The 18,634-nt window shown below is 59.6% G+C and carries 19 protein-coding genes; 17 read left to right on the forward strand and 2 right to left on the reverse strand.

What is annotated here, in order from left to right; all coding sequences use genetic code 11:
* The 9 genes from B7X90_RS02235 to B7X90_RS02275 all read left to right on the forward strand — a co-directional run.
* Positions 1-286 (forward strand): prolyl oligopeptidase family serine peptidase (locus tag B7X90_RS02235; RefSeq protein ID WP_292621297.1); only part of this gene is annotated, 286 nt, incomplete at its 5' end.
* Between the two features lie 76 nt (positions 287-362).
* Positions 363-2,600 (forward strand): prolyl oligopeptidase family serine peptidase, encoded by a 2,238-nt coding sequence (locus B7X90_RS02240; RefSeq protein WP_292621299.1) that lies wholly within the window; start codon positions 363-365, stop codon positions 2,598-2,600.
* A 128-nt stretch (positions 2,601-2,728) separates the two neighbouring features.
* A complete protein-coding gene (locus B7X90_RS02245; RefSeq protein WP_292621301.1) occupies positions 2,729-3,310 on the forward strand; it encodes a hypothetical protein in 582 nt (193 codons plus the stop codon).
* An 87-nt stretch (positions 3,311-3,397) separates the two neighbouring features.
* The gene (locus B7X90_RS02250; protein ID WP_292621303.1) at positions 3,398-3,994 is read left to right on the forward strand and encodes a hypothetical protein; all 597 of its coding nucleotides are present in this window, start codon (positions 3,398-3,400) and stop codon (positions 3,992-3,994) included.
* Between the two features lie 97 nt (positions 3,995-4,091).
* Positions 4,092-4,415 (forward strand): DUF1476 domain-containing protein, encoded by a 324-nt coding sequence (locus B7X90_RS02255; RefSeq protein ID WP_292621304.1) that lies wholly within the window; start codon positions 4,092-4,094, stop codon positions 4,413-4,415.
* Entirely contained in the window at positions 4,415-4,648 is a 234-nt protein-coding gene (locus B7X90_RS02260) for a BolA family protein (RefSeq protein WP_292621305.1), read from the forward strand. Before B7X90_RS02255 ends, B7X90_RS02260 begins: the two co-directional genes overlap by 1 nt.
* A gap of 23 nt (positions 4,649-4,671) precedes the next feature.
* Entirely contained in the window at positions 4,672-4,995 is a 324-nt protein-coding gene (grxD, locus tag B7X90_RS02265; RefSeq protein WP_292621307.1) for a Grx4 family monothiol glutaredoxin, read from the forward strand.
* Between the two features lie 333 nt (positions 4,996-5,328).
* Complete coding sequence (locus tag B7X90_RS02270; RefSeq protein WP_292621308.1) at positions 5,329-6,123, forward strand: NUDIX domain-containing protein; 795 nt, start codon at positions 5,329-5,331, stop codon at positions 6,121-6,123.
* Between the two features lie 421 nt (positions 6,124-6,544).
* Positions 6,545-7,012: a hypothetical protein gene (locus B7X90_RS02275; RefSeq protein WP_292621309.1), complete on the forward strand. Its 468-nt coding sequence runs from the start codon at positions 6,545-6,547 to the stop codon at positions 7,010-7,012.
* 52 nt (positions 7,013-7,064) lie between these two features.
* On the opposite strand, the gene B7X90_RS02280 is transcribed toward B7X90_RS02275, so the two are convergent.
* The gene (locus B7X90_RS02280) at positions 7,065-7,436 is read right to left on the reverse strand and encodes a LysR family transcriptional regulator (RefSeq protein ID WP_292621311.1); all 372 of its coding nucleotides are present in this window, start codon (positions 7,434-7,436) and stop codon (positions 7,065-7,067) included.
* Between the two features lie 67 nt (positions 7,437-7,503).
* Between B7X90_RS02280 and B7X90_RS02285 the strand changes: the two genes are divergently transcribed.
* The 8 genes from B7X90_RS02285 (at position 7,504) to B7X90_RS02320 (ending at position 16,456) form a co-directional block, all read left to right on the forward strand.
* Positions 7,504-8,667 (forward strand): aminotransferase class I/II-fold pyridoxal phosphate-dependent enzyme, encoded by a 1,164-nt coding sequence (locus tag B7X90_RS02285; RefSeq protein ID WP_292621312.1) that lies wholly within the window; start codon positions 7,504-7,506, stop codon positions 8,665-8,667.
* A 116-nt stretch (positions 8,668-8,783) separates the two neighbouring features.
* Positions 8,784-9,833, forward strand: a complete 1,050-nt coding sequence (locus B7X90_RS02290; protein WP_292621313.1) for an AraC family transcriptional regulator ligand-binding domain-containing protein — start codon at positions 8,784-8,786, stop codon at positions 9,831-9,833.
* A complete protein-coding gene (locus B7X90_RS02295; RefSeq protein ID WP_292621314.1) occupies positions 9,826-11,367 on the forward strand; it encodes an acetyl-CoA acetyltransferase in 1,542 nt (513 codons plus the stop codon). The genes B7X90_RS02290 and B7X90_RS02295 overlap by 8 nt, the downstream gene beginning before the upstream one ends.
* Positions 11,368-11,377: 10 nt before the next feature.
* Positions 11,378-12,568 carry a CoA transferase gene (locus B7X90_RS02300; protein WP_292621317.1) on the forward strand — a complete coding sequence of 397 codons (1,191 nt, stop codon included), beginning with the start codon at positions 11,378-11,380 and terminating at the stop codon, positions 12,566-12,568.
* 141 nt (positions 12,569-12,709) lie between these two features.
* Positions 12,710-14,647 (forward strand): TadE/TadG family type IV pilus assembly protein, encoded by a 1,938-nt coding sequence (locus tag B7X90_RS02305; RefSeq protein WP_292621318.1) that lies wholly within the window; start codon positions 12,710-12,712, stop codon positions 14,645-14,647.
* A complete protein-coding gene (locus B7X90_RS02310) occupies positions 14,647-15,264 on the forward strand; it encodes a TadE/TadG family type IV pilus assembly protein (RefSeq protein ID WP_292621319.1) in 618 nt (205 codons plus the stop codon). Before B7X90_RS02305 ends, B7X90_RS02310 begins: the two co-directional genes overlap by 1 nt.
* Before the next feature lie 2 nt (positions 15,265-15,266).
* Positions 15,267-15,929, forward strand: coding sequence for a pilus assembly protein TadE (locus B7X90_RS02315; protein WP_292621321.1), 663 nt, complete (start codon positions 15,267-15,269; stop codon positions 15,927-15,929).
* Between the two features lie 104 nt (positions 15,930-16,033).
* Positions 16,034-16,456 carry a CHRD domain-containing protein gene (locus B7X90_RS02320; protein WP_292621323.1) on the forward strand — a complete coding sequence of 141 codons (423 nt, stop codon included), beginning with the start codon at positions 16,034-16,036 and terminating at the stop codon, positions 16,454-16,456.
* Between the two features lie 835 nt (positions 16,457-17,291).
* On the opposite strand, the gene B7X90_RS02325 is transcribed toward B7X90_RS02320, so the two are convergent.
* The gene (locus B7X90_RS02325; RefSeq protein WP_292621325.1) at positions 17,292-18,506 is read right to left on the reverse strand and encodes an argininosuccinate synthase; all 1,215 of its coding nucleotides are present in this window, start codon (positions 18,504-18,506) and stop codon (positions 17,292-17,294) included.
* Positions 18,507-18,634 lie beyond the last annotated feature (128 nt).

Here is an 18,634-nt window from a genome sequence, read left to right on the forward strand (position 1 = left end):
GCGCGTGCTGCGGGCCTATTCGCCCTATCACAACGTCAAGCAGGGCACGCCCTATCCGGCGGTGCTGGTGACGACGGCGGATACCGATGACCGCGTGGTGCCGGGACACAGCTTCAAATATGCCGCCGCACTGCAGGCCGCTGGACTTGGGCCGAAGCCGCAATTGATCCGCATCGAGACGCGCGCCGGGCATGGATCGGGCAAGCCGGTTTCGAAGCAGATCGAAGAGACGGCGGATGTCTTTGCATTTCTGGCGCACTGGACGGGGCTGAAGCCGAAGGACTGACGGGCATTCGGGTATCTCCCCATGGTTGGACGGGTGTGCTAAGCCACTGAGAACGATGATGTGGGAGCAGGATAGAATGGGTGCGCGCCTTGCGGGCGTGCTTGCCGCGACGGCGCTTTTCGCGTCGGGCGCGGTGCGCGCGGACGATGGTGCTGAGACGGCCGCGGCTGTGTCGCCAGCAGTCACCACTGGCTCGGCGCAAAAGCCCGTGGTGCCGAACCGACTGGTCCTGCCGCGCAGCGCCTATCCTGAAACGCGCGATGATGGGCTGGTCGAACAAGTGTTTGGTCATCGCGTTGCCGATCCCTATCGCTGGCTTGAGGCCGACCCGCGCAGCGAGCCCAAAGTTGCAGGCTGGATGGCGCAGCAGAATGCGCTTTCGGCGGACTATCTGGCCAAGCTGCCACAGCGCGACAAGTTTGCGGCGCGTATCCGCAGCCTGTTCGACTACGAACGCTATGGCCTGCCGCGCAAGGCCGGGAGCCGGTATTTCTACACGCGCAACAGCGGCTTGCAGAACCAGTCGGCGCTGTGGGTGCGCAGTGGCGTGGCGGGCAAGCAGCGGTTGCTGCTCGATCCCAATACGTGGAGCGTAGACAGCACGCTGGCGCTGGCGCAGTGGGAGCCTTCGCCGAGCGGCAAGTACGTGGCCTTTGCCGAACAGGAAGCAGGGAGCGACTGGCGGACTTTGCGCGTGGTCGAGGTTGGCACGGGCAAAGTGTTGGGTGAGCCGGTGCGCTGGGCCAATGATACGGAGATCGCGTGGATTGGCGACGAGGGCTTCCTCTATTCGCGCTTTCCTGAGCCGAAAGCCGGGCAAGACCCGCGTGCGCCGCGCTACGACAAGGCGGTGTGGTTCCATCGCGTGGGCAGCGGGCAGGCTAGCGATGAACTGGTCCACGCCACGCCCGACCATCCTGAATGGAGTCACAAGGCGCAAGTGACCGCTGACGGGCGCTGGGCGGTGATCGTCAGCGAAGTCAGCACCGACCGGCGCAATGCGGTTCATCTGATCCAGTTGGACGCGCGCCGCGATGGTGCGTGGAAGGCCGAGGCGCTGGTGCCCGAGATTGCCGACCACTGGAAGCTTGTCGCGGGCATGGGCAACAAGCTGTGGTTCCTCACCGACCGGGGGGCGGCGAATTTCCATCTGGTGAGCATCGATCTGGCCCGCCCCAAGTTGGGCTGGAAAGTGGTGGTGCCCGAACGCGGCAACACGCTGGAAGGCGCGCGGATGATCGGTGACCGGTTCCTGCTGTCTTACCTGAAGGACGGGCAAAGCGTGGCGGTGATGACCGACCGCAAGGGGCAGCCGGGCACAGCGATCACGCTGAACGGCATTGGCACCGCCAGCGGCTTTGGCGGACGGCCCGGCGATGCCGAGACGTTTTACCAGTTCACCAGTTTCAATATGCCGCCTGCGATCTATCGCATGGATCTGCGCAGCGGTGCGGTTACGCCATTTGCGGTGCCGAAGATGAGCTTCGATCCGGCAGACTACAGCGTGGAGCAGCGCGAATTTGCGTCGAAGGACGGGACTAAGGTGCCGCTCTATGTGGTGCGCAAGCGCAGTCTGGCGCAGGCGGGCAAGCCGCTGCCGACACTACTCTATGGCTATGGCGGGTTCGATATCTCGCTGACACCGGGCTATTCGCCGGTGCGGATGGCGTGGCTGGAAGCGGGCGGGGCGTTTGCGCTGGCCAACATTCGCGGTGGAGGCGAGTTCGGCAAGGCGTGGCACGAGGCCGGGCGGCGGGACAAGAAGCAGAACAGCTTTGACGATTTCATCGCAGCGGGGGAATACCTTATTTCTCAAGGCATTGCTGCCAAGGGTGGGCTGGCGGTGCAGGGATCGTCTAACGGCGGGTTGCTGGTGGGCGCGGTGGTCAACCAGCGGCCCGATCTGTTTGCAGCGGCCAATCCTGATGTGGGTGTGATGGATATGCTGCGGTTCGACCGGTTCACGTCAGGCCGATTCTGGGTGGATGATTATGGCCGCCCTGACCGCGAGGAAGACTGGCGGACACTGCGCAGTTATTCGCCCTATCACAACATCGCAGGCGGCACGGATTATCCGGCGATCCTTGTGACCACGGGTGAGAACGATGACCGTGTGGTGCCTGCGCACAGCTTCAAATATGTGGCGGCGCTGCAGACTGCGCTGATCGGGGAGAAGCCGCATCTGCTGCGGGTGGAGCCGCGCGCGGGGCACGGCGCGGGTAAGCCGGTGGACAAGGTGATCGATAGCGGGGCTGATGTGCTGGCGTTTCTGGCCTATTGGACAGGGTTGCCCGACGGCGCAGAGTGCGACTGAATTCGTTCATCTAAGGGTCTCTTTTTATGAACAATGGCTGTCATGCCGGTTCAGCACGATCTCACGCCGAATCAGGCAAACCTTCATGTGTGGCGGGAAAGGCCCGTCACGGATGAAGGATTGAAGCCATGAAGACATTCTCCAAGGCCCTCGTCGGAACCGTTGCCGCCGCTGCGGTTGCGGTGTCTTCGGCCACCCCGGCAGTTGCGCGTGACAATCGCGGCGGAATCGATGGTGGTGACATTATTGCAGGCGCGCTGGTGATCGGCGGCATTGCCGCGATTGCGGCGGCCAGCAGCAACAATGATCGGAACAGCTATGACCGGATCGGTTATGGCGGGAACGATTGGCGCGGACGCGATGGCTGGAACGATGGCCGGTTTGGCCGCATCGATCCACGCGCGGCGGTGGCGCAGTGCGTTCAGGCCGCAGAGCGCAACGCCGGACGTGTAAGCTATGGCCGGGCAGATGTGACTGACGTTCGCGATGTACGCAACACCCGCTACGGCTATGAAGTACGCGGACGGATTGCCGTGAACTCGCGCGGACGGGACTGGCGCGATGGCGATGCCCGTTATGGCCGAGGCTGGAACAACGACTATCGCGGCTGGAACACCTCGCTCCGCGGCTATGACAGCGGCTCGTTCAAGTGCAGGATCGAACGTGGGCGGATCGTCCACCTCGACTACAGCGGCATTCGTGGCCTCTGATCGGTGAGGACTTACGGGGGCGGGCGGTTCAGGCCTCGGAAAGCCTGAACCGCCTAGCCGGGTGAAGGGATGGGAAGGGAATTTAGCATGGCAGGACGCTTTTCAAGGATCGCAGTGACCGCAGCCGGCGTGGCGACTGCGCTTTTGCCTTTGGCAGCCGAAGCGCGGCCTGGCTGGGGTGGCGGCGGCTGGGGCGGGCGCGGTTGGCACCGTGATCGCGGGATCGACGGTGGCGATGTGCTGGCTGGCATTCTGATCATCGGCGGCATTGCCGCGATTGCCAGCGCCGCCAGCAACGCCAACCGTAACCAGCGCACCATTCCGCGAGATAACCTGCCACAGGATGATGGCTATCGCTACCAACCACCGCGTCAGGATGAGTGGCGCAGCGACGGTCGCGTGCAGGACTGGCAGGGCAGCGGGCCGGGCTATAGCGGACAAGTTGGCGATGGGCAGGGCTATCCGCAAGATAGCCGTGGCACGGCCACGCGTGGACTTGATGGCGCGGTTGATAATTGCGTGACCGAAGCTTCGCGCAGGGATGAGATCGACGAGATCTATGATGCCACGCGCAATGGCAGCGGATACCGCGTGTCCGGCACACTGCGTAGTGGCGACAATTTTACCTGCGAGGTGAACGCGCAGGGAGGCGTGCTGCTGGACATTCGGCGTAGACCGAATTGAGAAGGACTCGCATCACGTTTCTTTTTGTGGTCCCTTGCGGCGCGGCGTTCTGCTGATTATCGGCTGATCAAGGCATTCAACAAGGATTCCATGCACCATGACCACATTCGACGACCGCGAGAAGGCTTTCGAGGCCAAGTTCGCCCGCGACGAGGAAATGATGTTCCGCGTTCACGCGCGGCGCAACCGCCTGCTGGGCGTGTGGGCGGCGGAGCGTATGGGCCTGGATGCGGCCGAGACCGAAGCCTATGCCAAGTCCGTCGTGCAGGCCGATTTTGAAGAAGCGGGTGACGAAGACGTGGTCCGCAAGCTGCTGGGCGATCTGACCTCTGCAGGTATTGAGACCGATGAAGCGGAAATCCGCACCGCGCTTGACGCGAAGTCTGTCGATGCGCGTCGCCAGCTGATGGGCGAACCCTGATGGCGATGCCTGCAGCGGAAATCGAGGCGATGATCCGCGCGGCCTTGCCTGATGCCGAGGTGGAGATCACCGATCTGGCAGGCGACGGCGATCACTATGCCGCGCGCGTGGTTTCGGCCAGCTTTGCCGGAATGGCGCGCGTAAAGCAGCACAAGCTCGTTTACGAAGCGCTCGGCGGGCGCATGGGTGGCGAGCTTCATGCCTTGCAACTGACCACTGCCGTTCCCAATTGAGAGCGGAAAGGAACACCTTCCCCATGTCGACCGACCAGCGCATCTCCGAAATCGTCAATGGCAATGACGTCGTCCTGTTCATGAAGGGCACGCCACTGTTTCCGCAGTGCGGCTTTTCCAGCAAGGCGATTGCCATCCTTGAGCATCTGGGCGTGGAGTACTCCACCGTTGATGTTTTGCAGGACATGGAAATCCGCAGCGGCATCAAGGCGTTCTCGGACTGGCCGACGATCCCGCAGCTCTACGTGAAGGGCGAATTCGTTGGTGGATCGGATATAATGATGGAGATGTTCCAGGCCGGCGAATTGCAGCAGGTCATGGAAGATTCAGGCGTGAAGGCGGCCTGACGGACAATTTGAGAGGCGGCAGGGTTCTGCCGCCTTTTGGCAAGATCAGGGCGCGGTCGGCAAAATGCCGGTTGCGTCTTTTTTTGGTTCAGCGCGTGGGAAAGTCCCGGGAGAGGCGGAGCCATGGGAGACCGGGGGGACTGGCTCCGCCTCGAGAAGAACTACTCTTCGGGACACGTAAGATAATGCAGGCATCGTGCCAGAAGAGTCAAGTAACTAAAAACATGAGGTTTTCGTAATTTTCGCCTGATCCATCCGGCGCGAGTTGTAAATTCATCCGACATAAGTGGCGGGCTTGGCAATCGATCCGCGCTGGACCATGGTGCAAGTGTAATGGAAACGCATGACATAGAGCCGGAGAACTGGCTGGCAAATACGGTCCCGGCAGCCACGACTGTCATTTTTCGGCGCGATCCTGAAGGTGGACCTGCGCAGATCCTGATGGTGGAGCGCAATGCCAGCCTGGTGTTCGCGGGCGGCGCCACGGTGTTTCCGGGGGGCAAGGTCGACCCTGCTGATCGCGAACTGGCCGCGCGCATCGCCGGGGATGGCGCTGACCTTGACGATCTGGCCGCGCGGGTGGCTGCGGTGCGTGAAACGCTGGAGGAGACCGGGCTAGTCGTGGGGATCGAAGGCGTGGTCGATGGCGCGATTGCGGCTGAGGCGCGCCGAATGCTGATTTCATTGGGCGATCTGGGCAGCGTGCTTGACGCATATGGATGGTCGCTCGCGCCCGAACGACTGATAGCGTTTGCGCGATGGTGGCCAAAACACCGAACTGAAAGAATTTTCGACACCCGCTTCTATCTTGCCGATCTGGGCACTGGGGCGGTTGATATTGAAGTGGACGCGACCGAGAACCGACACATGTTCTGGGCAAGTGCGCGCGGCGCGCTCGATCTGGCGGCGGAAGGCAAGATCAAGATCATCTTCCCCACACGCCTCAATCTTGAGCGGTTGGCCCAGTTCACCACATTTGAGGAAACGCGGGCTCATGCGGAGGTGACGCCGGTCGCGACAATCAGTCCGTTCATGGAGCAGCACGAGGGCAAGCCGTGGCTGATGATCCCTGACAATTTGGGGTATCCGGTGCGAGGGGAGCCGCTGGAGCGGGCGCAGCGGGGATGATAGGCGATAGTGCTTAGTCGGTGCAGCCGAATGCGTTGAGGATTTGCGGGCAGTGTTGCTGGACCAATGCTCATGCAAAAACGCGAAGCCATGTCCAGAACACCTGCTTTGTCCCAACCGCCGCCCTTGCACACATCCGAAAGGCTGCTGCCTGAAGGGACCGCGCCACGCCTTGCAGACGAGGCGGAGGCGCCTATCGATTCGCCGGTTCATGCGCTGCAACGCGAGCTTGCCCGGCTTCAACCCGTTGTCGATGGGGGTGATTCGCAGCGGCGCAAGGCGTCAGGCTGGGTGCGGCTTGGGCTGCCATTGATCCTGTCGATCGGGCTTTGGTTTGTAATCATTCAGATTATCGGAACGCTCTGGCATTAGGAAATACCACGTAACGAATTGTTGAGACGCTGACCGATATGCAAGCGCTATGCAAAGCCCACTCGACAAACTGACCCCTGAACAGATCTCTCGCAAAGCACGTGTGGTTGCGGTGATCACCGCACTCGCGCTTGGCCTCGGCTATGTCAGTGATTTTCTGACACCCGTGTCGTCCGGCATCGGGGCATTCTTGCTGACATGCTCGATCCTGCTGGCCGCTCCGCGCCAACGAGCGACGGAATTACTGGGCGCTGTGGCCGTCTGGCTGTGCTTTGCGGAATTTCTGTCAACGATCGATAGTGGTGAGTTCCAGATATGGCGGCTTTCAGTTGCAGTCGCCACACTGGGCGTGGCGATGGCGGTGCTGCGCGTACAACATTTGCGCACACTGATGCGCACCAGCCCGGGAACTGTGGTGGCAGATCTCGACCGGCGCACTGTTGGCGGCATTGGCGTGCTGCCGCGCAGTGATGCGCAATTGGCCGAACTGCGTGGTGAGGAAGCCACCAGCTATTAAGGCCAAAGTGCAAAGACCCTGAAATGCGAAAGCCAAACTCCTGATCGGATGCCTAGGCCTTTTGACTAACCTTTGGCTCTGCAAGCATCGCTTTGGCCAGGGCGCTGTAGTCCGGGCCATCTGAGGTTCCTTGCAGCTTTGCCTGCAAGTTGCGGTAGTGCATCAGCACCTCCTGACCAAACGCGGTCACTTTCGCCCCACCGCCCTTGGCACTGCCGGGTGTGGTTTCGACCAGCGGTTCACGCCAACAACGGTTCATGGTGTCTACCAGCAGCCATGCTCGGCGGTAGCTCATGTCCATTTGGCGGGCAGCGGCGGAGATTGAGCCTGCGTGGATGATAGCATCAAGCAAGTCGGCCTTGCCCGGACCCATGGCGATTTCATCGCCGCAGTAGAGCTGGATCTTGAGTTTGAGGCGCTGCATCGGCGCGCAGGTTATCGGCCCTGCCGCCGACCTTGCAACTTGTTTCGGCGGCAACTAGGCCGATGGAATGATCGCTCAAGTTGAACCGTTTCACGCCATTGCCATCAGCCGTCTCGCACATGATCTGGAGGCGGCGGGGGGCAGCGTGATCCACATGGAGTTCGGCCAGCCTTCCACCGGCGCGCCTGTCAGAGCCATCGCGCTGGCGCACGAGGTGCTCGACAGCGAGGCGATGGGCTATTGGGAGAGCGTTCCGCTGAAGGATCGGATTGCGCAGGGCTATGCCGAGAATTACGGTGTGGGGGTTGAGCGCGAGCAGGTGATCCTGACGTGCGGGGCATCTCCGGCGTTCGTGATGGCGCTTTCGTGTCTGTTCCGGCCCGGCGCGCGGGTGGCGCTGGCACGGCCCGGATACGTGGCCTATCGCAACACCTTGAAGGCGATGTATCTTGAGCCGGTCGAGATGGAATGCGGACCGGACGAGCGGTTTCAGGTGACAGCGGCGGCGGTTGATGCGCTTGATCCGGTGCCTGACGGGCTGATTGTGGCCAGCCCAGCCAATCCGACGGGCACGATCATCGAACCCGCTGAACTGGCGGCGATTGCCGAAGTTTGCCGCAGCAAGGGCATCAGGGTGGTCTCGGACGAGATCTATCATGGGCTGAGCTATGGCGCGAAGGCGGCGTCGATGCTGGAGTTTCTGCCCGATGCCGTGATCGTCAATTCATTCTCCAAGTATTTCAGCATGGCAGGTTGGCGTCTGGGCTGGCTGGTGGTGCCGCCTGTGCTGATTGATGCAGCGCGCGCGCGGATGGGGAGCCTTTTCCTGACGCCGCCGGTGCTGGCGCAAAAGGCCGGATTGATGGCCTTTGAATGCCGCGAGGAACTGGACAGGCATGTGGATGTCTATGCGCGCAACCGGACGATCCTGCTTGAGGCTTTGCCGCAGATGGGCCTTGGCCGCATCGCGCCGCCTGATGGTGCGTTCTATATCTATGCCGATGCCAGCGAGTTTACCGACGACAGCCTTGCCCTGTGTGAGGCGTTGTTGCGCGATACGGGGGTTGCGACTGCGCCGGGGATCGATTTTGACCCCGTGAACGGTCGACGCTTCATCCGCTTCAGTTTTGCGGTTTCCACGCCGCTGGTGCAAGAAGCGGTGCGGCGGATCGGGCCGTGGTTCGCAGATCGGCGTATAGCCGGTCGGACAGCTGATACTGCGCGTCTCTGACACTGACACAGGAAGATCATCGAGGGGCGGGAGAGCGCAACATCACGCGGGGCAATTTGCGTTTAATCGATTAATTGATCTTGACGGATCATGTCGCACTATTGTCCAATCGCATCATGAATGACCCAGAGACCGGCCTCGCCCATGCCAGTGCCATGCGGCAGTTCACCCGATTTGCGGAAGTAGCGGGGATAGACTTGCGTCAGGTTTGTCCGTCTGAGCTATTCGCCTATGTCGAACAGGCGCACAGTGTTGAATGGTTGCCTGCCAGTGTGCAGGTTGATGTGTTGCAAGTGGCCGCAATCGCCTCGGACCGCGCAGACCTTGGCGTGGCGTTTTCGATGTGGTGCAATGTGCGAGGGTTCGGCCCGGTTAGCCAGTTGTGGGATCACTGCTCCACGCTGGACGAAGCAACCCGGCTGACGCGGCGGTACATGCATCTTGAAAGCGCGGCGATGCGATCAAGCACGGATATTACCGGACACGAAGCGGCGTTCCGCCATGTGCTGATGGTTCCTGCGCGCTATGGAGGTTCGCAGTTTTTGCAAGCGACGCTGACGCTTCAGGTGCGCATCGCGCGCATGATGCTGGGCGAGGAATGGATGCCCATTCGGTTGGAGCTTGATCATCCTGCGCCGCCTTGCGACCGCTATTTGCAGGCTGCGTTCCGATGCCCGATCGAGTTTGATTCAGATCGGTGTGCACTGGTTTTCCGAAAATCGGATCTGCACCGTGCGTCATCGCGCGGGAACCCCAATATGCGCCAGTTCCTTGAGCAACAATTGGCGCAGGCAGAGAGCGAATGGCCCGGTGATCTGGTGCAGCAAGTGCGCTATTTCATCGCCAGCAACCTGATCGAGCGGCGCGCAAACCTGCCGCATGTTGCCAGCCTGGCCGGACTATCAACGCAAAGCCTGCAACGGCGGTTGGCGGAGCGGGGCACGACATTTGCGATGATCCTGGAACAGGTGCGCAAGCAGACGGCAGATGAATATTTTCGCACAGCGCGCCGGCCCAACCTGACCGAACTGTCGCATCGGCTGGGCTATACTGATGCAAGCGCCGCCAGCCGTTTTTTGCGGCAACACATGGCAACCGGCGCGCGAGCACTGATGGCGCAGACGCGAACTACCCGAACACCTGTGCGGGACACATTGAATGTCTGATTTCACGCCAGTGCTTGTAGGCGTCGGCCAGTTTGTAGAGCGGATCGACGCCCCTGATTATGCCGGGTTATCCTTTGCCGACCTGTCGGCGCGGGCGGCAACCGCAGCGTTGGCTGATACTGGTGCTGTTGCGGCTGTCACGCCATTGATCAAGGCCGTGGGCGCTATCCGCACTTTCGAGGAATCCGGCGCGATGCAAGTGCCGTTCGGGCGGGCCGAGCGGATGCCCTTGGCGGTGGCGCGGCGGCTGGGGATCGTTCCGTCGGTTGCGATCCTTGAGAAGGTGGGCGGGCAATCGCCACTGGCTTTGCTGGCAGACCTTGGTGGAAGGATAGCGCGGGGTGAGATTCCTGCGGCGCTGATGTTTGGCAGCGAAGCCATTTCCACCGTGCGCCATCTCGTGGCCAAAGGTGAGACGCGCGACTGGGCCGAAAGCGACGATCCAGAGGCAGTCGGTGCCGAGTGGATTGACAAGGGCATGGGCTTTGAAGGCACGCTTTCACCCGTCAGCATAGCCCATGGCATTCGGGCGCCAGTCACCGCCTATGCCCTTTGCGAGAATGCGCGGCGGGGGAAGCTGGGGCTGTCGCAGGCGGACTATGCGCTGGAAATGGGGCAGCTATTTGCGCCGTTTACAGAAGTGGCGGCGCGCAACCCCTATAGCGCTGCCACTGTTGCGCCGATGAGCGCGGAGGAGATCGCCACGCCCGGTGAGCGTAATCGGATGATTGCCGACCCTTATCCGCTGAAGCTGGTTTCGCGTGATCAGGTCAATCAGGCGGCGGCGCTGGTGGTCATGTCGGTGGATGCCGCGCGGGCAGCAGGCGTACCCGAAGACCGCTGGATCTATCTGCACGGGGCGGCGCTGGCGAACGAGCGGGAGATCCTCGACCGGCCAGACATCGGCGGCTATCCGGCGGCAAATGCGGCGATTGCTTCGGCTTTGGCCACGGCGGGCAAGTCTGCGGACCAGATGACTGCGTTTGACTTTTACTCCTGCTTTCCGGTGCCGGTATTCACAGCCGCGATCGACGGGTTGGGGCTTGCTCCCGATGACCCTCGCGGACTGACGGTAACAGGCGGGCTGCCCTATTTTGGCGGGGCAGGGAACAACTATTCGATGCACGCCTTTGCCACGATGGTTGAGCGGTTGCGCGATTCGCCGGGCAGCTTTGGTTTGATTGGCCTGAACGGTGGCTTCCAGTCGAAGTATGGTGCGGCAGTGCTTTCCACCGTGCCGCGTGCCTGGCCGGGGTGCGAGAGTGCAGCGGTGCAAGCCTTCCTGGATGCCGCGCCCATAGCTGCATCCGCGCGCGTTGCTGAGGGCAGGGGACGGATCGGGACCTATACGGTAAGCTATGCCAAGGGCGTGCCCGAACAAGTCATTGTGATCGGTGAACTGGAAAAAGGCGGACGTTTCATCGCCATGAGCCGTGAGACTGCCGTGATCGTGGCAGCGCTTGCAGAAGACCCGTTGGGCCGCGCAGTGGACGTGACGCCCGGCGACAAACGCAACACCTTCATTTTTGCCTGAGGACATTCGGATGAGCGAAAAGCCGGTCATGCTTGATGGCATTCGCGTGGTGGATCTCACCACGGTGGTGTTTGGGCCTTATGCCACGCAGATTCTGGCCGATCTTGGGGCTGATGTGATCAAGGTGGAGTCGCCGGGGGCAGGAGATGCGTTCCGCTGGTCAGGCAAGGCGGCGGTAACGCCGGGCATGGCTCCAGCGTGGATGGCGCTCAATCGGGGCAAGAAGTCTGTAGCGCTGGATCTGAAGGCCGAGGCTGACCGTGAGGTCATATTGGGGCTGTTGCGCGACGCAGACGTTTTCGTGGTCAATGTGCGTGGGAAGGCGCTTGAGCGGATCGGGCTGGATTATGAGAGCCTGAAAGCGATCAATCCGGGGCTGATCTATGTCCACTGCGTCGGCTTTGGGCAGGACGGCCCCTATGCCGATCTGCAGGCTTATGACGACGTGATTCAGGCTGCAACGGGTACGACCACGCTGTTGCCGCGCGTCGATGGCAATCCCGCTCCGCGCTACTTGCCCTCGCTGATTGCCGACAAGGTGGCGGGGCTGCACGCCGCCTATGCTACGCTGGCCGCCGTGGTTCACAAGCAGCGTACGGGCGAGGGGCAGCATGTGGAAGTGCCGATGTTCGAGGTGTTCTCCAGCTTCATGCTGCTCGAACATCTGAGCGGGCTGAGCTTCGATCCGCCCAATGCGCCTGTCGGCTATTTTCGCCAGATAGACCCTGATCGCCAGCCTTATCCTACGGCGGACGGCCATATCAGTATCGTTACTTATGATGATGGCGCAGTGCAGCGGATGTTTGCACTGCTGGGCCAGCCCGATTTTCTGGCTGGGAATGGTCTTGGCACACCGCAAGAGCGGAAGTCTGGGCTGGCGCGGATATACCGTGGTATCGCGCGGTTCACGCCTGCGTTCACGACGGCTGAGTTGTTGCGGCGGTGCCATGAAGCGCAGATTCCGGCGCAAGCCGTGCGCGATCTGGGTGACGTGATGGACGATCCGCACTTGCGCGAGGTCGGCTTCTTTCAGCGGCGTGAGCATCCGGCGGAAGGGCCGTGGTATCAGCAATCAGCGCCTGTGCGATTCTCGGTTTCCAAACATGGTAAACAGATTCCGCATCCACCACTTCACTCAGAACATGCTGACAGCGTGAGGAATCGCGGTTGGAAGGCATTTGATGACGAATATGACGGTTAATATCGGCAGCGATGGCAATTAGGACCTTTGCTTATTAAAAAATAATAACATATAGGTGAATTTTAAATAACATTAGGATTCTGGAAACCGGGAAGGTCGCTTCTGGCACAGTTGTCAGCACCAGAAGGCAGACTGAGCGAAATGTCAGGGTTCCTATCACGTCTTCGTACCAGCACGGCCGGCAGTGTCCTGCCGATCGCCGCTGTGAGCGTGCCGGTGATCATTGCATTGATCGGCGGCGGGCTGGACATCAACCGTGTCTACAAGGCGCGTAACCGTTTGCAGTCGGCTTGCGATGCTGCCACGTTGGCGGGGCGGCGCGCGGTGACGACGGGGGGGTATGGAAACCCCGAGAAGGCGCAGGCAGCAACCTATTTCAACACGAACTTCGTGCAGGGCGACCTTGGTGCGGAAGATACGACGTTCGTCACCAGTTCGCCCGATAATGGCAACATGATCCACGGCACCGCGACGACCAAGGTTCAGACTGCGGTCATGAACATGCTGGGCTATGAAGAGATTGATGTGTCGGTTTCGTGCAAGGCCACCATGGGTGTCGGCAACAGCGATATCACCATGGTTCTCGACAATACCGGGTCGATGGCCTGGGAGCTTGGCGACACTGGCGAGACGCGCCTTCAAGCGCTGCGCACGGCGATGAAGAACTTTTATACAACCGTTTCCACGGCTACGACCGGATCGAATGCGCGCATACGCTATTCGTTCGTGCCTTACAGTTCGTCCGTTAATGTCGGGAATTTGATATACGATCTCGATCCGCGCTATATTGTTGATAGCTGGGCAATTCAGTCTCGTGAACCTGTTTATAACAATATTTCTGAGCAAGTATTTGTTGGATGGTCTGAGCCTGTATATACTTCTGAGCAAAACTATAGTGAGGAAAATAATGGTCAAACAACAAAGCACAGCAACACAAAATACAGTAAGAAGAGAAATTGTGAAAATAATATGCCAGATGATGGTTCTTGGCAAAACTATGGAGATGTAACGTATACGCCAGACGAATATACTAATGAAGATGGGCAGAGGGTCGTTTCAAATCGAACCAATCAACCTCAGAAGCGTACGCGATATGTCTGTGAAAAATCAAGTGGAGATTGGTATGTAATGTCATATCAGTCAACTCGTGTATTCTATACGTATCAGTATGCCACTTCTGAACCTGTATATGAAACTCGTACGCGGCAGGAGTTCAGTAGGTGGGCCTATAAAAATGTAAATTATGACACAAGTATATATAAGACATTTGTGTCATCATCCGTTAATAACGGTGAAAATGCCTCGTTAGTAAATTATACTTGGGGCGGGTGTATTGAAGAACGTGAGACTGATAGTGCAAGCTCTTTTAGCTATTCTAACTTACTGGGAATGACTCCTTCAGATGCAAAAGACTTGGATATTGATTCCTTGCCAGATGTTGATGATGAAAGCACAAAGTGGGCGCCTATGTGGCCTGAATTGGCATATTACCGTGTAAACAGTAGAGGCGATCTTACAAGTTCGGCGGAAACCACGCGTGGCGGCAAGGCAGGCTCCTATTGCCCGCAGAAGGCAAAGTTGCTTAACACGATGAGCCAGTCCGAGTTTAACACCTATACAGACTCTCTCAGCGCTACTGGATCGACTTATCATGACATTGGCATGATTTGGGGCCTCCGACTCAGTTCGCCGACTGGCCCTTGGCAGAATACCGTGAACATCCAGCCGAGCAATGGTGGCAAGGTTTCGCGCCACATCATCTTCATGACCGACGGCGAAATGGCGCCAAGCATTTCAATCCAGTCCGCCTACGGGATTGAGTGGCATGACCGTCGTGTCACGGACGACGGAAACTCGTCGCACAGCACACGTCATACCGCGCGTTTTCGAGCTCTTTGTGATGCGGCCAAGGCCAAGGGGTTCCGCGTTTGGGTGATCGCTTTTGCATCGTCACTCACCGAGGATCTGACCTATTGTGCATCGAGCAACAGCTCGTACCTTGCCACCAATGCCACACAGCTCAACACTGCGTTTCAGGAAATTGCCAAGAACGTCGGCGAGCTTCGGATCTATCAGTGATGCGTTGGCCTCAACCCATTTCCCAAGGCCTCAACGTCACGGCGCGAAGGCTGTGCACCGACCGGCGCGGCGTGACGACTATCGAGTTTGCGCTGGTTGCACCAGTGTTTCTCATGGTCATCATTGGCTGCCTTGATCTTGGGCAGATGGTCTATGCCAAAGGCGTTCTGGACGGGGCAGTGGAAAAGGCTGCGCGGGATTCGTCGCTTGAAACAGGCGACACTACCCTGGCCGATGGTCTGGTGAAGAAGACGATCACGAAGGTGCTGCCCAAGGCAACCGTTTCATCGACACGCAAGAGCTATTTCGATTTCACCAACGCCAACAAAGGCGAGGATCTCGACGATGGAAATGGCGATGGTGAATGCTCTGAAGGCGAAACCTTTACCGATCTCAACGGGAACGGGCGCTGGGATGAAGATCTTGGTGAAGATGGTAACGGCGGGGCGAACGATGTCATCGTCTACACCGTCACTGTTGCTTATGACCCTGTTTTTGCAGTGCCGCTGGTGCCGATCAACTGGTCACGCCGTGAAATTACGTCAACCGCAGTGAAGCGTAATCAGCCCTTTGCTTTGCAAGAGGGTAGCTACGCATCGACGCCGGGGAGTTGCTGACAATGCTGGCCAAACCTACCATGTCCCGGCTGGCCCAACGGCTGTTGCATGATACGTCGGGCGTCTCAGTGATCGAATTTGCGATCGTCACGCCGTTCATTTTGTCTATTGCACTCTATGGCATCGAACTCGCGTATTTCAACAGTGTAGACATGAAAATGAGCGAGATCGCGCTTTCGCTGGCCGACAACGCTTCGCGCATTGGCCAGACCGACAACAGCGTGATTACGCCCACGGTGAGCGAGACTGATATCAACGAGGTGATGCGCGGGGCGCAGGAACAGGCTGCCGGACTGGAATTCCAGACGCGCGGACGGGTCATCCTGTCCAGTCTTGAACGGGACGGTGCCAGCGGCAAGCAGTACATCCATTGGCAGCGGTGTTACGGAAATTTGGACCGTGAATCTGCATATGGGAACGATGGTGACCGCAATGGCCTGACGGGGGAAGTGCTCGCTGGAATGGGCAATGGCCCTACTCAGGTCACGGCGGCCACCGGAAGTTCAGTCATGTTTGTGGAAGTCTTCTACGAATACGCGGGCTTGTTTGGCGATATGTTCGTCGGTGACAGGACCTTGCACAAGGAAGGCGCCTTTCTCATCCGTGATCAGCGCAATCTCACGCCCGGCGTAACCGGAAACGGCGGAACATATCCCTGCACCTGATCGGCTTGCGCGCGATCAATTCACCTGACCCCATTGATGCTGTATGGAGGATCGCGCAGGGCGCGGTTTTTTCCCGAGTTCCTGCAAGTCAGGGAGACACTTCGATGACAAAGGCGATTTTCGCGCTCGCGCCGGTAGTGATGCTATTGGTGCCGCAGGCGGTTCAGGCCAAGCCCGCAGTAATCACGGCAACATTGTCTGGTGCGGCGGAGACGGACGGGGGCGACGCCGATGGCATTGGCGGCTTCAAGGCAGAGGTCGATGACGAATCCGGCGACTTCTGCTTTACGCTGTGGGCCGAGAAGATCGAAAAACCGACCATGGCACACGTCCATGAAGGTGCAGCGGGAAGCGACGGAAAGCCTGTGGCGACGCTGGAGGTGACCGGCAAGGACAGCGACAGTTGCATCGCGATGGAGCCGGAACTGCTGAAAAAGATTCTGGCTGCGCCAAAAGACTACTACGTCAACGTTCACACCGCTGATTTCCCGAAGGGCGCGGTGCGCGGACAGATCGACGTGAAGTGACGCAAAGGTTTTGGCCGACGCCTTGTGCGCTGCTGGTATGACGGCAAATGGGGGTCAGCATCGCTGCTGGCCCCCATTCTACGTCCGCATTGGCTTTCTTGCTTCGCGACTGCTCGGGCTCTTCTTTCGTGGCCGACCGTTGCGGGCCTTCCATCGTCCGATACACCTTCGCTTGCCGAGCGACTTGTGCTTGCTGCATCTGTTCAGACGTCGTCCGGGGCGCGAAGCCCCTGGGCTGCTGCCGATCCATGCTTTCGCACAGGTCCGCGCCGCTATCTGTCCATCTGCCCGCTGGTATGGTCTGTGCTGGGCACCGACCGCACTCTGCATCTTCGCGACTGCCTTAGGCTGCTTTTGCAAACTGCCTGAAAAAGCCGTTCGTGGGCGTTACCTCCGCTCCGTGACCTCGCTTTCGGCAGTGTTCGCACACAACCGGATTAAATCCCGCAGGAAGGGTGGAATGCCTCGCGTCGCTTTCTCTGTGCTGCTTTGCGCTGGTTGCAGGCCAAAGCCCTTGCCGCGCATTGCTTCCTTCAAGAAAGTGCCGTCGGGCACTCCATTTCCGATCATGAAAGCTGCAGTTTCGCGCATCCGCGGGTCAGCCCGAAGGTGACTGCTAGTTGGTTACACTGAAAACTATCTATGCTCGCACCAAGTTGCATAATTCTCTTGAAATTCAGAAGCTTTCACTCCGAACTTCGAGACCGTCTGCACTCTCGACACACAAAAGCTGCGCCTCTTGAGCGAGTCGCGCAAGCAAAAAGTGCGGGAGTTATCCACAGCCCCCGCACCTTTTGGTGGATAGTTTTGTGCAGTGCCAAAAGCGGTGGTGGCGTCAGCGGCCTTGCTGGGCCAGCAACCGGAGGCGGAGCGCATTGAGCTTGATGAAGCCTGCCGCGTCCTTCTGATCATAAGCGCCCGCATCGTCCTCGAACGTCACGTGACGTTCGGAATAGAGGCTATCGGGCGACTTGCGGCCGACGACCGTGGCGCTGCCCTTGTAGAGCTTAAGGCGCACGGTGCCGTTCACACGGGCCTGCGAGTGGTCGATGGCTGCCTGCAGCATCTCACGCTCTGGTGCGAACCAGAACCCGTTGTAGATCAGCTCTGCGTACTTCGGCATCAGCTCATCCTTCAGGTGAGCCGCGCCGCGATCAAGCGTGATGCTTTCGATCCCACGGTGCGCGCGGGCGTAGATCTCACCGCCGGGTGTTTCATACATGCCGCGGCTCTTCATGCCGACGAAGCGGTTTTCGACCAGATCCAGCCGGCCGATCCCGTGCTTGCGGCCAAGCTCGTTGAGGGCGGTGAGCAACGTGGCGGGTGACATGGCCTGCCCGTTAAGCGCGACGCCATCACCCTTTTCGAAATCGACGGTGATGTATTCGGGCACGTCCGGCGCGTCTTCAGGATTGACGGTGCGCGAATAGACGTAGTCCGGGGTTTCTTCCCACGGATCTTCCAGCACTTTGCCTTCGGACGAGGTGTGGAGGAGGTTGGCGTCGGTCGAGAACGGGCTTTCGCCGCGCTTGTCCTTGGGCACCGGGATCTGGTGCGCTTCGGCCCACGCGATGAGCGCGGTGCGGCTGGTCAGATCCCATTCGCGCCACGGTGCGATGACCTTGATGCCGGGTTCCAGCGCATAGGCGGAGAGTTCGAAGCGAACCTGATCATTGCCCTTGCCCGTGGCGCCGTGCGCAACGGCATCGGCCCCGGTTTCGCGCGCAATCTCGATCAGGCGCTTGGAAATGAGCGGGCGGGCGATTGACGTACCCAGAAGGTAATCGCCCTCGTAGCGGGCATTGGCGCGCATCATCGGGAACACGAAATCGCGCACGAATTCTTCGCGCAGATCGTCGATATAGATGTGCTCGTCGGGCACGCCCATGAGCTTTGCCTTGGCGCGTGCAGGCTCCAGTTCCTCGCCCTGTCCGAGGTCTGCGGTGAAGGTAACCACCTCGCAATTATAGGTGACCTGAAGCCACTTGAGGATGACGGAGGTGTCGAGACCGCCGGAATAGGCGAGAACGACCTTCTTGATATCGGACATGAGCGGAGCAACTCCCCTTGGAACACGCGCCGCGCGCCTATCAGGCGGGGTGCTACATCGCAACCTTTGCCGATCAATTCACTCAACATGTGGTTGGCGTCACAGTAGGGTGGCGATGGTGCAGGCTA

The sequence above is a fragment of the Novosphingobium sp. 17-62-19 genome, from assembly GCF_002256775.1.
In the GTDB taxonomy this organism is placed as follows: domain Bacteria; phylum Pseudomonadota; class Alphaproteobacteria; order Sphingomonadales; family Sphingomonadaceae; genus Novosphingobium.

What these genes read in the sequence shown, in the direction of transcription:
- B7X90_RS02255 (WP_292621304.1), top strand. Translation starts at nt 4,092, where the DNA reads ATGACCACATTCGACGACCGCGAGAAGGCTTTCGAGGCCAAGTTCGCC.
- B7X90_RS02305 (WP_292621318.1), top strand. Translation starts at nt 12,710, where the DNA reads ATGTCAGGGTTCCTATCACGTCTTCGTACCAGCACGGCCGGCAGTGTC.
- B7X90_RS02325 (WP_292621325.1), bottom strand. Translation starts at nt 18,506, where the DNA reads ATGTCCGATATCAAGAAGGTCGTTCTCGCCTATTCCGGCGGTCTCGAC.
- B7X90_RS02240 (WP_292621299.1), top strand. Translation starts at nt 363, where the DNA reads ATGGGTGCGCGCCTTGCGGGCGTGCTTGCCGCGACGGCGCTTTTCGCG.
- B7X90_RS02315 (WP_292621321.1), top strand. Translation starts at nt 15,267, where the DNA reads ATGCTGGCCAAACCTACCATGTCCCGGCTGGCCCAACGGCTGTTGCAT.
- B7X90_RS02285 (WP_292621312.1), top strand. Translation starts at nt 7,504, where the DNA reads ATGATCGCTCAAGTTGAACCGTTTCACGCCATTGCCATCAGCCGTCTC.
- B7X90_RS02270 (WP_292621308.1), top strand. Translation starts at nt 5,329, where the DNA reads ATGGAAACGCATGACATAGAGCCGGAGAACTGGCTGGCAAATACGGTC.
- B7X90_RS02310 (WP_292621319.1), top strand. Translation starts at nt 14,647, where the DNA reads ATGCGTTGGCCTCAACCCATTTCCCAAGGCCTCAACGTCACGGCGCGA.
- B7X90_RS02245 (WP_292621301.1), top strand. Translation starts at nt 2,729, where the DNA reads ATGAAGACATTCTCCAAGGCCCTCGTCGGAACCGTTGCCGCCGCTGCG.
- B7X90_RS02295 (WP_292621314.1), top strand. Translation starts at nt 9,826, where the DNA reads ATGTCTGATTTCACGCCAGTGCTTGTAGGCGTCGGCCAGTTTGTAGAG.
- B7X90_RS02260 (WP_292621305.1), top strand. Translation starts at nt 4,415, where the DNA reads ATGGCGATGCCTGCAGCGGAAATCGAGGCGATGATCCGCGCGGCCTTG.
- B7X90_RS02250 (WP_292621303.1), top strand. Translation starts at nt 3,398, where the DNA reads ATGGCAGGACGCTTTTCAAGGATCGCAGTGACCGCAGCCGGCGTGGCG.
- B7X90_RS02290 (WP_292621313.1), top strand. Translation starts at nt 8,784, where the DNA reads ATGAATGACCCAGAGACCGGCCTCGCCCATGCCAGTGCCATGCGGCAG.
- B7X90_RS02300 (WP_292621317.1), top strand. Translation starts at nt 11,378, where the DNA reads ATGAGCGAAAAGCCGGTCATGCTTGATGGCATTCGCGTGGTGGATCTC.
- B7X90_RS02275 (WP_292621309.1), top strand. Translation starts at nt 6,545, where the DNA reads ATGCAAAGCCCACTCGACAAACTGACCCCTGAACAGATCTCTCGCAAA.
- B7X90_RS02320 (WP_292621323.1), top strand. Translation starts at nt 16,034, where the DNA reads ATGACAAAGGCGATTTTCGCGCTCGCGCCGGTAGTGATGCTATTGGTG.
- B7X90_RS02280 (WP_292621311.1), bottom strand. Translation starts at nt 7,436, where the DNA reads ATGCAGCGCCTCAAACTCAAGATCCAGCTCTACTGCGGCGATGAAATC.
- grxD (WP_292621307.1), top strand. Translation starts at nt 4,672, where the DNA reads ATGTCGACCGACCAGCGCATCTCCGAAATCGTCAATGGCAATGACGTC.